The 14,731-nt window shown below is 32.5% G+C and carries 11 protein-coding genes; 6 read left to right on the forward strand and 5 right to left on the reverse strand.

The annotated features are described in order from the left end of the window. Window positions 1-386 precede the first annotated feature (386 nt). The 6 genes from FNW07_RS12545 (at window position 387) to crcB (ending at window position 6,817) form a co-directional block, all read left to right on the forward strand. Window positions 387-2,348, forward strand: a complete 1,962-nt coding sequence (locus FNW07_RS12545; protein WP_126744309.1) for an LTA synthase family protein — start codon at window positions 387-389, stop codon at window positions 2,346-2,348. A gap of 16 nt (window positions 2,349-2,364) precedes the next feature. After that, entirely contained in the window at window positions 2,365-3,393 is a 1,029-nt protein-coding gene (locus FNW07_RS12550) for a phosphatase PAP2 family protein (RefSeq protein WP_126744308.1), read from the forward strand. A 12-nt stretch (window positions 3,394-3,405) separates the two neighbouring features. Next, window positions 3,406-4,170, forward strand: a complete 765-nt coding sequence (locus FNW07_RS12555; protein WP_126744307.1) for a phosphatase PAP2 family protein — start codon at window positions 3,406-3,408, stop codon at window positions 4,168-4,170. 117 nt (window positions 4,171-4,287) lie between these two features. Further along, window positions 4,288-4,875, forward strand: a complete 588-nt coding sequence (locus FNW07_RS12560; protein WP_126744306.1) for a ferric reductase-like transmembrane domain-containing protein — start codon at window positions 4,288-4,290, stop codon at window positions 4,873-4,875. Next, window positions 4,875-6,074 (forward strand): hypothetical protein, encoded by a 1,200-nt coding sequence (locus tag FNW07_RS12565; protein ID WP_126744305.1) that lies wholly within the window; start codon window positions 4,875-4,877, stop codon window positions 6,072-6,074. The genes FNW07_RS12560 and FNW07_RS12565 overlap by 1 nt, the downstream gene beginning before the upstream one ends. Window positions 6,075-6,445: 371 nt before the next feature. Beyond that, on the forward strand, window positions 6,446-6,817 hold the full coding sequence (gene crcB, locus FNW07_RS12570) for a fluoride efflux transporter CrcB (protein ID WP_126744304.1): 372 nt from the start codon (window positions 6,446-6,448) through the stop codon (window positions 6,815-6,817). A gap of 256 nt (window positions 6,818-7,073) precedes the next feature. Here the strand turns inward: crcB and FNW07_RS12575 are convergent, their stop codons facing one another. From FNW07_RS12575 to FNW07_RS12595, 5 genes are all read right to left on the reverse strand, one after another. Further along, window positions 7,074-9,299: a carboxypeptidase-like regulatory domain-containing protein gene (locus tag FNW07_RS12575; RefSeq protein WP_126744303.1), complete on the reverse strand. Its 2,226-nt coding sequence runs from the start codon at window positions 9,297-9,299 to the stop codon at window positions 7,074-7,076. A gap of 63 nt (window positions 9,300-9,362) precedes the next feature. Then, a complete protein-coding gene (locus FNW07_RS12580) occupies window positions 9,363-9,701 on the reverse strand; it encodes a heavy-metal-associated domain-containing protein (RefSeq protein WP_126744302.1) in 339 nt (112 codons plus the stop codon). A 588-nt stretch (window positions 9,702-10,289) separates the two neighbouring features. Further along, window positions 10,290-12,308 carry a heavy metal translocating P-type ATPase gene (locus FNW07_RS12585; RefSeq protein WP_126744301.1) on the reverse strand — a complete coding sequence of 673 codons (2,019 nt, stop codon included), beginning with the start codon at window positions 12,306-12,308 and terminating at the stop codon, window positions 10,290-10,292. Between the two features lie 43 nt (window positions 12,309-12,351). Continuing rightward, the gene (locus FNW07_RS12590) at window positions 12,352-13,521 is read right to left on the reverse strand and encodes an MFS transporter (protein ID WP_126744300.1); all 1,170 of its coding nucleotides are present in this window, start codon (window positions 13,519-13,521) and stop codon (window positions 12,352-12,354) included. Window positions 13,522-13,565: 44 nt separating this feature from the next. Then, window positions 13,566-14,729, reverse strand: coding sequence for an efflux RND transporter periplasmic adaptor subunit (locus FNW07_RS12595; protein WP_126744299.1), 1,164 nt, complete (start codon window positions 14,727-14,729; stop codon window positions 13,566-13,568). Between the last annotated feature and the right edge of the window lie 2 nt (window positions 14,730-14,731).

Genomic DNA, 14,731 nt, shown 5'->3' on the forward strand with positions numbered 1-14,731 from the left:
TTCTCAAAATACTTTAAAGTTAAATATACCCGAAACTACAACTCAAAGTAAAGTAGCTGTTGTTGAATCTGATTTTCAACCTCGAATTGTCCTTTATCCTGTAGTTATTTCCAAAATAACTACAAACAATTTCCAGAATAATTTCTGTCAACCTCCACAAAGGCGTTATATTCTTTACGCCTCATTATTAATTTGATTTTAATTATTTAGGGATTCTTTGTTGCCATAATCTTGTGCAACAAATTTTCTACTGCTATAATCAAAATAAAACATAAGAGATAGCCTTTATCGGCTTTGACTAACTTCAATTGAAGATTTAGTGAGTTTTATTGATTGCATTATAGTTTATAATTTTTTTCAAATTAATAACTATTTAAAATTAAAATATGTTTGCAAAAAAATCTATGCAGGGAAGATTTGCCCTGCTTTATAACTTCGTAATTTGGTTTCTTATCACTTCACAAATCTTACGAATAGCTTTTTTAGTTTGGGAGTATGACGAAGTTTCGTGGAATATTATTAATGTATTCAGGACATTAATTACTGGGCTATTTTTCGATATAGGAACCATTGCTTTTATAAGTCTTACTGCCATTCTATATTATTCTTTAATGCCGAATCGCTGGATTGGTTCGTGGGTAGATAAAGTATTGGTTTGGTTTTTTACTTCACTCACTGTTTTCATTTTGATATTTACTTTTTTTGCCGAGTTGACATTTTGGGATGAATTCAAGACAAGATTCAATTTTATTGCAGTTGATTACCTAATTTATACCCATGAAGTTATCGCCAATATTCAAGAATCATATCCGCTTCCTTTATTAATCGGCGGTGTCTTAATTATTACAGCGTTAGTGCTATGGCTGTTTCATAAACGACTTGCCTTTACAAATACATTTTCAAATACGGCAACTTGGAAAAGTCGGATAGTATTATTTGGTTCTGCTATCACAGTTTCATTCATCTATATTGCTTTTATCAAAAACTATCAGGCGGAATGGTCATCCAACCGTTATAATTCAGAAATCTCGAAATCGGGGATTTATTCCTTTTTTGCTGCCTTCAGAAACAATCAAATGGTTTACGATGAATTTTACACTTCCGTAAAAAACAAAGAAGCTTTTAGTATAGTTAGAAATAAATTAAATGATAAAAACAGCAATTATCAATCCAATGCGCTCTCAATTCATCGAACAATTTCAGATACAACAAATCAACAACCAATAAAGAAAAATGTAGTTTTTATTCTTGTTGAAAGTTTAAGTGCAAGTTTTATGAAAGAGTTTGGCAATAAGCAAAATGTAACACCATTTTTAGATAGTCTGGCTCAAAAAAGTATCTTTTTTGATAATTTATATGCAACGGGTACAAGAACGGTTCGTGGTATGGAAGCAATGACTTTATGTATTCCGCCAACACCGGGACAAAGTATTGTGAAAAGACCTGAAAATCAAAACTTATACACTATTTCAAATGTTTTTAAATCGAAAGGATATAATGCGAATTTCTTTTATGGTGGCGATGGATATTTTGATAATATGAACGCATATTTTGGTGGAAATGGTTTTACGATTTATGATCGTGGTCGTGGTAGTATTTTGAATGACAAAATTAAAACGCTTAGGAATAATATAAATGATGATGAAGTCACTTTTGAAAATGCTTGGGGAATATGTGATGAAGATATTTATTCTAAAATGATAAAAGTTGCAGACGAGCATTATAAATCAAGTAAACCTTTTCTAAATTTTGTGATGACTACATCCAATCACAGACCCTATACTTATCCTGACAATAAAATAGACATACCGTCAGGAACAGGTCGTGAGGGAGCAGTAAAATACACCGATTATGCCATTAGGGAAATGTTTGAGAAAGTTAGAAACAAGCCGTGGTTCAAAAATACGGTCTTCATAATTATAGCTGACCACTGTGCTAGTAGTGCAGGTAAAGATGAAATAGATGTTGCTAATTATCATATTCCTGCGTTCATTGTCAATCTGTCAGAATATGAAAATCAAAAAATCAAAAAGCAGTGTTCTCAAATTGATGTTTTTCCGACATTCTTTTCGCTACTTCATTGGAATTATGAAAGCAATTTCTTTGGTAAAAACATTTTAGCATCAAGTTTTGAAGAGCGTGCATTGGTGGGCACATACCGAAAATTGGTTTTAATGAAAAATGATAAAGTGATGATTTTATCAGACCAAAAAAGACAAAACTTTTACAAGTGGAATAAAGCAGATAATAGTTTGAAGTTGATACCAATGGATGAAAATTTCCTAAACGAAACCATTTCGTGGTATCAAACAGCAGATTATCTTTTTACTCATAAGTTGTTGAAATAATTAAAAGAAATGTATTATGAGACAAATCTCAAAATTAGCACGCAATTCAATCGCATTAAAGTGTGTACTATTATTACTTTTTATCTCATTTACAGAAATTGGGCTGGCACAAGAAAAAGATAGTTCAAAAATTTTAATCCCAAAAATTGAAAAATTAGATACTCAAGAGTTCAAGATTAATAACAATTTATCCTATCAATATCAAAAGCCAAAACTCTTTGATTTCATTACCAAAATCCCAAATGATTTTGGCATAATGGGAAATATGTTTATACAAAAAAACAATCTAATTTGGTTCGGTGCGTCAGTAGGAACTACATTAGCTATCATCCCTTTCGACCAAAAAATAACGGACAACTCACGAACTTTTGGTAATCAAATCGGCTTTCAACCTGACCATAGTTACTCGGGACCAATAAAAATGTTCCCCAAAAACATAAATTCAGGAATATATAGAGTTGGAAATGGATTTACAGCACTTTTGGTTGGAGGTGGATTGTTAACTTATGGTTTAATAAATAAAAACTACAGAGCGATTCACACATCTAGTGAAATAATGGAAGGCTTAATTGCATCAGGTCTATTAGTTCAACCTTTCAAAAGAATTACTGGTCGAGAAAGTCCATTTATTGCAGAAGAGAATGGAAACTCTGGTGGAGCTTGGAGACCATTTCCTTCATTCAGCGCTTACCAAAAAAACACTCCTAATTATGATGCTATGCCATCGGGTCATCTAACAACACTAATGACAACAGTTATGATAATTTCTGAAAATTATAAAGAAATTAAATGGATAAAGCCAGTAGGATTTGTTTTGATGGGTTTGATGAGTTTTGAAATGTTGCAAAGTAAAGTGCATTGGGCATCAGATTATCCCATAGCAATTTTCATGGGGTATATTATTGGGAAAAGTATTGTAAAGGGAAGAATTACAGAAAAAACAAATTCAAATGTTGGAATGATAAAAAATTTAAAACCAAAATTTCATTATTCATTTTCATCAAATTCAAATTACACTTTAGCAGTAGTAAATATGACATTTTAATTAAACTAAAAAATGAAAGCATTGAAACAAAACATAATTTTACTTACTATACTTTTAATTACAATTTCTTTAACCGCACAAGAAGTAGTTAAAAAGGATAGTATCAAACAAAATTTAAAGTTCAATTACAAGCAACTTATTATTCCAACCGTTTTAATTAGTTACGGAGCTATAGGTATTGAAAAAATCGACTACCTAAAAGATTTAAATCTTGAAATTAGGGAAGAAGTTATAAATGATATTGACGGAAGAACCACTTTTGATGATTTCTCGCAGTATGCTCCAGCAGCAACAGTTTACGCATTAAATAATCTCGGAATACAAGGAAAAAATAATTTGAAAGACAGAAGTGTTATTTTGGGAACATCATTCTTGTTGGTTTTTACTTCGGTAACAGCACTAAAGCGCATAACCAATATAGAAAGGCCTGATGGCACGTCATATTCATTTCCATCAGGACATACTGCGACCGCTTTTGCTGGTGCGGAATTCCTTTGGCAAGAATACAAAGATAAATCTATTTGGTACGGAATTTCAGGTTATGCGGTCGCAACAGCAACGGGTATTTTTAGAATAATAAATAATAAACATTGGCTTACTGATGTTGCGGCAGGTGCGGGTATAGGAATACTAAGCACAAAAATTGCGTATTGGCTAAATCCTTATATGAAAGCAAAAATATTCAATTCAACTGAAGATGCAAAAACAGTATCAATGATAGTTCCATTTTATAATGGTAAAGAAATTGGGTTGGGGTTACTACTAAATTTAAAATAAATTTATCTATGAAAAATTCATTAAATAATTACCAAAATAAATTCTCTCAACCTCCGAAAAGGGATTACGTTCTTCAAACAAAACTTTCTGTGTTATTAATTATCAAATTATACTAAAATGCTTAACATATCATTTTTAGACCTTTCTTCGTTAACAGGACTAGTCGCTACCATGGTGTTAACTTTTAATTTTATTTTAGGAATGTTGTTAAGTACAAACTATAAACGACAAACCTATTGGAAAACGCTACCCAAAAAAATTAAAAATATTAATCTGTTCAATTTTCATAATTGGACAGCATATTTCGCTTTATTTTTAGTCGTATTGCATCCAACATTATTACTATTTGATGTTTCAGCAAAATTCAAATTTATTGACATCATTTTTCCAATAAATGCGCCAACACAAAAAATATTTGTTGCGCTTGGAACTCTTTCCATGTTTGCAATATTTACGGTTATCATAACAACACAAAAAAAAGTAAGAGATAAAATGAGTTTTCGCACTTGGAAAAACATACACCTCATTTCTTATGGTACTGCAATGTTATTTGTAATTCACGGAATAGTAATGGACCCGCAATTAAAAGACCGCCCTATTGATGTTTTCGATGCCGAGAAATTAGTTTCGGAACTTTGTCTGATACTTTTAATAGTTGCAAGTTTTATTCGATATAAATTTCATATTAATACCAAAAAAACCTAATGAAACATTTATATCTATCACTATTGCTCTTATGTTTTATTAATTCAATTGCACAGAATGACAGCATCAAACATTTTATTTATAATCCTTATGCAGGTTTACAGTATAAAAAAAATGATTTTCAATGGACAACTTGGGCGTTTGCCGAAAGATTATTTTCGCCAAATCAACTTCCTGCGTGGCGAAGAGCTCGACAAGGAATGGAATTTCAGTTACCTAGTTACCCATTCAAAATAAATGGAAATAAGTACCGTTCAACACTATTCTATGAAGTTGATTTTACGGACAATAATTTTTTTCAAGACAGCAAACGCTTCAAAATTTGGGAAAATTTATTTGTTACTTTTCAAAACGCAAATGATCCAAATAAATTCAGAATATTATTTGGGGAAAACACAAGCATACTTTCACGAGAAGATAATTTGTCGTCGGGTAATTTGCCAACAATAAACCGAAGTTTAATACTCGAACAGCACGGCAGTACAAATAGTTTCGGCACACAATGGGGCTTACAAATTCAATCACAAGTGTCAAAAAAAACATTCTTACAAGCATCAATGCAAGACAATAGAGGCTCGCTTAATCAAGACCATCCAAGTTTTCAATTTTGGAATTCGCTAACTGTCAAAATAACACAATCACTAATTAATTCAAACGATAAAAGTGCTGAAAAACTAAATATAGGTTTAGCAATCGACCATACACGCAACATTAAAAATAAAAGTTTTACGCTACTTTCGGCAATAAACAATGAAAATCTCGGGAATACATTGGCAACAGGAAACAAACTCACATTTGAAAACAATGTAGATTATACTAACAAAATCGGAAGTCATTATTATACAGTAGAATATGAAGCAATATATTCTAATTATTCCAACCAAAATTTAAATGTTACAGGCGGTTACGGGCAAATACAATTTCAAGTTTTTGATAGCAATAAATTGGGAGATTTAGTTCCATTTATACGATATGATTTAGTTGCACTAAATAATCAAATAGAGAATGCAACAGAAGAAGCCATAAAATTAGGTCTCAATTATAATTTGTCATACACAAACAAGTTAATCAATTTCCATATTGAATATGCACATCATAAATTAAATGGTTCACAAACCATAATCACTACATCACAAAATCAATTCGACGAATTCAGATTTGGAATTCGAGTAAATGCAACACGATATCTAAGATTTTAATTGCATCTTTATGAAAATATTTAACTACATAACTAACCCATGATGGCAGTTTTTATATTTCCACTATGGATTTTCTTTAGCGGGCATTAGGCGACTTGGAATAGGGATTCGTTTTAGATTTCAGTTGCGCCTCCTTCCCAACGCTCCTAAAAAAAATTACTGTCACAGTTATTGATGCAATACCTCGCACACTCCATGACTTGCACCCGTAATTTTTTCTCCCATGCTTAAGAACTATCTATATAGTAAATTAATATCTTTGTCTTAATGAAGTTATTTTTCAAAATAGTTATGTTTACTCTTATCTCGTGTTGTTATCTCAACACGGTTTTTGAGTTTTTTCTTCAACTCTTAAAGACAGACAAATAGGAATGATAAAACAGATTATACTCGTTGGACTTGGTGGCGGACTTGGAAGCATTTTTCGCTACCTGACTTCTTTATTGACAGCTAAATATTATTCGAACGCATTTCCTTTAGCGACATTTGCTGCAAATATTTTTGGCTGTTTTTTAATCGGAATTTTAGTTGGTATTCTAGGTCAAAATATTCAATCAAACAATAGTTTAAAACTTTTACTCATTACAGGATTTTGCGGGGGCTATACAACCTTTTCAACTTTTGCTTCCGAAAACATTTCATTATTACACACAAATAATTACTTAACAGCAATTTTTTACATCGGTTCAAGTATTTTCGGGGGACTGCTTGCTATGTGGTTTGGCTTGACAATTTCAAAATGAAATATATTACACGGACAATCTGGGTTTTATCAGTTGTGAGTTTGCTCACTAACTTGGCAAGCGAAACTCCCTATTCTATATTGCCAATTTCAACTTATCAAAGTAGAATTTAGTTACTTAAATTGTTATAAAAGCCTTTACATTAAAAATACTAACCTGTTGCATTTAATATTTCAAGAAAAGAGGTAACACTTTTAATTCAATTTTTCTTAAATAATCCCCCAATCCTTTTAAAATTGGGGGATTATAACATCATTTAATTTAATACTCTAAATCGAATGCCAACATATATTTCTCTTCCTCTTGTCGGACCCCAAACAGACGAAGTGTCAAAGTATTGACTAAATGGGTCTTGCCAACTGATAATAGGTTGCTTCTGTCTGAAGTCAAATACATTTTCACATCCTGTATAAACTTCAACCTTCTTAAAAATATAAGTAAATTGCGCATTTACTAAAGTATAAGGTTGTGAAAAATCAGGGCGTTGAAATTCTGCGGGATTTGATTTTGTATCAGGTAAGCGTTGTTCACCATACCAGTGGATATTTACATCAAAATGGAATTTATTTGTTAAAGGTTTATAACTATATGTTGTCAAAACTTTATGTGCAGGATTAAATGGCAAGTATTGTTTAGTACCGTTTATTTCTCTGTAAACATCTAAAAAGTTGTAACCAACTTTAAATTCAAAGCGTTTCCAAATTTTTAAATAAAGTTCTGTTTGAAAACCATTACTTATGCTTGTTCCAGTAAAGTTTTTAATGATTGCCTTTGTTGGGTTGGTGTCATAGTCAGGAAAAATTTGATTTTTAAAATTAGTCCGATAATAATCTGCACTAATATAACCCGAAAGATTATTGCTTTCAAATTTTTGAGTTACGTTAATTCCAAAATTTGTTGCTCTTTCAGGTCTTAATTGTTCTGAAAAAATAATATCTCTGGAACTAACTAATAAACCTATATTCTCACTAAATAAATTAACTGTTCTCCAACCTGTTCCGATACTGGCACGAAAAACAGTTTTCGGGCTAACATCATATTTTAATAAGGTTCTTGGAGTAAGAGTAAAACCAAATTGGTTATGTTGGTCGCCTCGGATACCAGCTATCCAAGTTAATTTGTTATTTAAAAAACTCATCGAATTTTCAGCAAATACACCCGGAATATTCTCTGCTTTTTTGTAATTCCCTGCGTAAGTTCTTTGCAAGGATGTGTCAGTAAAAGCAATGTCTTCATTAAGATTTAATAGACGATAACTAATACCCGTTTTTAATGAATGTTTTTGTGAATAAACCAATTCATATTGCAGATTACTATAAAAATTTGTTTGCTGTGCGTTATATTTTACCGTTCCGAAAAAAGATTTTTGGTCTTGGTGAAATGAAGAAACGAACAAAGTTATTTTATGATTGTCATTAAAGCGATAAGTAGTTTTTGTCCAAATTTCGGGCTGATTAGTATTAATCGTTTGCACGTAAACAGAAGAGCTACCCTGATCGCTATCTGGATTGTAAAATGTTTGTCCACCAATACGTTTTTCATTCAAAAAGCGCAAACCAATTCTACTGCTCCAACCCCAATCTTTGTCGTTTCCGTATTTCCATTTATTTGAAATCATATAGCGGGTCAATTGTGGTAAATCAAGAAAGTTATCCTTGTCCCTGTCAATTTTATTTGCAGGTTGTACTGTATGGAATGCTGTAAGATTACTCCATTTGGCTTTTTTAAAAGCATAGTTGGCGTTAAAATGTTTTTCCTCAAAATTATTCATATACACATTAAGCAATAATTTATCAGTTTTATCAGGGTCTTTGGTTTCAACATTAATTTGTCCGCTAATACTTTCATATCCTTGCAAAACGCTATTAGCCCCTTTTGACACATAGATATTGTCAACCAATGTGCCAGGAATTCCGCTAATCCCGTATGTGTATGATAATCCTTGTATCATTGGGAAGCCGTCAATTAAAACCTGATTGTAAATACCTGATAATCCCAGAATACGAAGCTCTTTTGAGTTGGTAATTACATTAGTCGTTTGTGGTTGTACAGTTGTTTGCGTTTCAAAACAACCAGCCAAATCACAACAGGCAGCTTTTTGCAATTCCGTTTGAGTAATAATTTCTGTTTTGATTGGTGTAATGTTAGAAATAATTACTCCGTCTCGCTGTTTTTTGACTACTACTTCATCAAGGGTTTTTGCTACTTTTAATTTAAACACAACAAAGGTTTGATTTGAGATTTCAATCGTATCCGATATGTGTCCTTCAAAATCAGCAATTAATTTTTTATTGCCGATGTCTTGGGTTGTTATCTCAAATTCTCCCTTTTGACCAGTATATGCTCCTACGGTTGTGTCAAGCCAATACACATTTGCACCAATAAGAGGTTCTTTTTTGTCGTTGGTTACTTTTCCTAAAATGGTTTGTGAGAATACACCATAGGGGAACAGTAAAACAACAATGAAGATATATTTTTTCATTGTGATTTTTTTTAAAATAAGGCAAGGTTTATCCGAAAGAACAAACCCTGCTATATTATTTGTTTACTGTTTTACTTTATATGATTTCTCTTCTGGATTTTCACAACTACCGGTATTTTCAATAGCCTTGTTAATTTCTTTTTCAGTTACTAATAGTGGATTAAATGTTACTACAAATGAAGAAGTTGTTCCCATTTTGCCTGATTTGCAACTGCTAACACCTTTCAATTTTTCTACATTGGCAGAAATCATTTTCAAGTCCATCGAACAGTTAATCCCCTTAACTTTAACAGTGATAGTTTTTGTATTATCGGTATTTTGTGTTTTTTCTTGAGCAGACACAATGCTTGTTGTGACAATCAATATGATGAATGCCAAAACTAATGATTTTATAAATTTCATTTTTTTGATTTTAAATTGTTAACAATAAATAGTTACTCTGAATTTATCAGGGTAATAAGAAGTATTTTATATTGTTAAACAATTTTGGGAGGTTGCCAAAAATCAGGTTTGAACTGAGGGTTGAAAGTAGTTTGGTAATTAAAATTTTGTAAAGTTGTAATTGTATGTTTTGAAGCTTGAATAGTAATTGTACTTGGTAAAATACTTAAAATGCAAGTGCTACAATTTTGGAATGGATTACAAGTTTTACTTTTCTGTTCTTTCGACTTTTTTTGTTTATCGTGAGATTTTTTAATAATATTTAATGATGAACATCCATCAACACAACAATTATTGCTAATCTTTGATTGCAATGATAAAATATCTACTCCAGGCTTTACAGTCAAGAATAAAATTATTGTTGCTAATATGAATGTTAAAAATTTCATTACTCTGCAAATCTACAAGGAATTAAGAGATATTGCAATAGTATTGCAATGTTTTCAAATATTAATTGCAATGCCATTGCAATGGTTTTGATACTAAAATCAATTCTTGATTTATTCCGCAATTCTCAAAACTGTTTTCTGTCTTTAATTATAGTTTAAGCTAAAACTTCATTCTTTGTATTCTGACCGCATTTAGTATAGCCAATAACGCTACTCCTACATCAGCAAAAACTGCTTCCCACATAGTTGCTAAACCACCTGCGCCAAGAATCAAAACGATTGCTTTTACTGTAAATGCTAAACCGATATTTTGCCAAACAATTTTCTTGGTTTGTTTACCAATATTTATAGCAGTAAAGATTTTATACGGTTGGTCATTTTGAATTACGATGTCGGCAGTTTCTATAGTGGCATCACTACCTAAACCACCCATTGCAATTCCTGCATCAGCAAGAGCAACTACTGGAGCATCATTTACACCATCGCCAACAAAGGCAATTTTCAGATTTTGCAATTTTAATTCCTCTACTTTTTCAACTTTATGTTCGGGTAATAAATCGCCGTGTGCTAAATCGATATTTAGCTCTTTTGCAACGGCATTTACAACAGCTTGTTTATCTCCCGAAAGCATTACGGTTTTGATGTTTATTTTGTGTAAACTTTCTATGGCTTGTTTTGCATCTTCTTTGATTTCGTCAGCAATTAGAAAATATCCTGCATACTTTTGATTAATTGCAATGACGATAATTGTAAATGGAGTGTTTTCGATTTCGACATCGTAATTAATGTTGAATTTTTCCATTAATTTTATGTTTCCTGCTAAGATTTCGGTTCCATCCACTTTTCCTTTTAGTCCGTGTCCTGCAATTTCTTCTACATCGGTTACAGATGCGCCTTTTTCAGTTCCTTTTGCGTGTTCAATGATAGCTGTTCCGACTGGATGTGTTGATTTGGTTTCGAGTGCTGCAACCCATTTGACTAAATCCGCTTCCGAAACATCAACAGCAACTACTTTTTGAACTTTGAAAACACCTTTGGTTAGTGTTCCTGTTTTGTCCATAACAACCACTTGAATAGATGCCATTATATCAAGAAAACTTGAACCTTTGAAAAGAATTCCGTTTTTACTTGCTGCTCCAATTCCACCAAAATAACCTAAAGGAATTGAGATTACTAAAGCGCAAGGACAAGAAATAACCAAGAACACCAAAGCTCTGTATAACCAATCTCTGAATACATAATTATCAACAGAAAGCATAGGTAACACACAAATTGCAATTGCTAAAAACACTACAATAGGCGTATAGATTTTAGCAAACTTTCGGATAAATAATTCGGTTGGTGCTTTTTTGGCTGTGGCTTCCTGCACCATTTCGAGTATTTTAGACAGTTTACTATCGGTGTAAGCCGTTGTAACTTCAACTTGTGCAATGGTGTTCAGGTTTATCATTCCTGCTAAAACGGTTTCGCCTTTTGCTTTTGTATCGGGCTTGCTTTCTCCAGTTAGTGCCGCTGTATTGAATGTAGCGTAATCGGTTAGCAGTTTTCCGTCTAAAGCCAGTTTTTCTCCCGATTTGAGTTGGATGATTTCACCAACGGTAATTTCCGATGCTTTTTTGATGGTTGCATTTCCGACATTTAAAACCGTTGCTTCGTCTGGTCGTTGGTCTAATAATAATTTGATATTAGATTTTGCTCTTTGAACTGCTAATGTTTGGAATATTTCGCCAATAGCATAAAACAGCATTACGGCAACACCTTCGGGGAATTGTCCGATTGAAAATGCTCCAATGGTTGCAATGCACATCAATAAAAATTCTGAAAATATTTCGCCTTTGCGAATGCTTTCAAATGCTTCTTTAAGAACTGGAAATCCAACAGGAATATAAGCGACAATGTACCACACTATTCGCACCCAGCCTGTAAACCAAGTTTGAGGAAAATAGTTATCGAAAACAATTGCAATAAGTAATAATGTAAAACTTATGATTGCAGGTGTAAACATTTGCAATGTAGTTTGGTCAGTATCTGAATGGTCGTGTCCGTCATCATCTGAATGTTCATGGTCATTGTGTGTTGTACAACAACCTGTTTTTTTATCTGTTTTATGATGAATTTTTTCTTCTAACGTGCAACAAAGCTGTTTACCGTTTGCATCGTATTTGTGTTGGTGTTTCATTTTTGTTATGATTATTTTTTGTGCTGTGTTTGTCGCAACAGCGTCATTTAACGTGTGGTTTTGTATTCTTACTAACAATGATTGTAACTAGTAATGCTAAAAATCCTAATGCGGCACAAATTACAAAGCCCCATTTTAAACCTATTGCTTGCGAAATAACACCTATCAACAAAGGACCTATCATGTCGCCAAATTCTTTAAATGAGCCTGCCACACCCATTGTTGCTCCCATTTGTTTTTCATCAGATAAATTACTCACCATAGCATCAGAATTTGTCCAGACAATACCGATACCGATACCTGCAATAATGCAAACTATGATTAAAAATATTCCGCTGACAAATGGTATCGATGCGGTGGAAATGCAGGATAATAACATGGCACAGCGTAGGATAATAACAGCATTAAATTTATCGGCGAACCAACCTGCAATCGGCTGTACTAATAAATAGGAAATAGCTGTTATGGATAATATTAAACCTGTATTAAAAGAGTTATATCCCAATTCATGGATTCGTACAGGTAAAAAACCAAATAATATACCAACAAAAAACATGTTTATTACTATAATTAAGAACCAAGGCATTAAGGTCTTATTTTTTAAAACTATCCAAAGGTTTTTAAATGAAAAGTCATCATCATCGTCGAAAGCAGCACTGCTTTTTTGTTTATCGGCGGGTAAAGCAAAAGCAAGCAACAATGCAATAATGCCTATAACAGCACAAGCATAAAATATGCCTGTAAAACTGCTTTTCAAAACAATAGCTCCACCAATGATTGGGCTTACAACATAACCAAATCCTTTTATTGCACTATAAATACCAAAAGCTTTTCCTTTATTGTCTTTATATAATATGCCCACCATAGCTAGTGAAACAGCAGAAATCGAAGCACCGCCTAACCCCTGAAGAAACCTTACTACTATTAATAATTTTGGTGGTACAAAAGGATATAATAACGAAGCAAGTGTAAAAATAATTATACCAAGGTATAAGGCTTTTTTCATTCCTTTTTTATCAGCCAATCCACCGAATATAGGCTTTGCAATTATTTCTGCAAAATCATAAATGGCTATTAGCAAGCCTATCATAGTTAAACCTATACCAACTTTCTCTGCATAAAAAGGGAGATTAACTGCTACAATATGAGCTCCAAAAGAGGTAGTAAAACCAAGAAAGCCAAGTATTAAAGCAAACTTTATTGATGTTTTCATCTTTAATATATTATTAGTTATTTTTTGTTATTGTTAGTTTTTAATTATTCTTCTTCGCTTCCTTTGGTTAACTCTGATAGTAAATAATAAGCTCCTTTAATTACTACCTTGGCATTTGCAGGAATCTCATCGATTGCTTTTACTTCGGTGTAACCCAAATCAGTTGAACCAATAGTTACTTTTATTTGTTGGAAAGTGTTTTTGCCAGTAGCAATAAATATAAAATGGTCGTTGCCATTATTTACTATTGCTTCGGTTGGTAATGCTGTTGTATTGGAATTGTCAATTTTCACTCTTGCTTCTACATACATTCCGGGTAAAAGTGTTTCGGTTGTTTCATTTATTTTGGCGTGAACCAATACCGCTTGTTCGTTGGGTTCAAAGGCTTTGTTGACAGCGTAAATTGTTGCAGGATGCGAATGAGAAACATCGTTGGCATCGCTAAACTCTATTTGTTGTCCGATTTTAATTTTGTGGATGTCTTTTTCAAAAACCTTTAAATCTAAATGTAAAAAACGGTTATCGATAATTTCAAATAGTATTGCATTCGCATCGGCAAATTTACCCATACTCAAATTGATATGTTGAATATAACCGCTAATCGGTGCTGAAATTGCAATACTTGAAGCAATATTTTTGGATGATAAATTATTGGCATTAATTCCTAATTGGGCTAATTTAGATTTTAAAGTTTCTTTTTTGGCTTGTGCAATTTGCAATTCTCTTTGTGATTGTTGGTAGATTTTCCCTGCGTTTATATTATCATCACGCAACTCCTTTTGACGTACGTATTCTTTTTCTAAATACGAAAGATTGGCGTTATTCTCTAAATAATCTTGTTGCAGTTGTATAACATCAGTATTAGCGATTGTTGCCAAAGTTTTTCCTTTGCTTACAAATTCGCCCTCTTGAACGAAAATATTTTTTACAACTCCACCAGTCAAGATACTTACTTGTGCTTGGTATTGTGGTGGTAAGGATAGTTTTCCGTTGATTTTTAAAGTTGTTGTTAGATTTTTGTTTTCAAAATTACCTAACTGTAAATCGATGGCTTTTATCTGTGCATCAGTGAAGGTTACAACTGCTGTTGTTGGCTTTTCGGTCGGTATTTCCTTTGAAGCTTCATTCATTGTTGCTTCTTTATCATTATTCTTGCACGAAACTACGCCCAAAAACAAAAGGATTATGAGTGCTATATTATTTTTCATCG

The sequence above is a fragment of the Flavobacterium sp. GT3R68 genome (assembly GCF_007109225.1).
In the GTDB taxonomy this organism is placed as follows: Bacteria; Bacteroidota; Bacteroidia; order Flavobacteriales; family Flavobacteriaceae; genus Flavobacterium.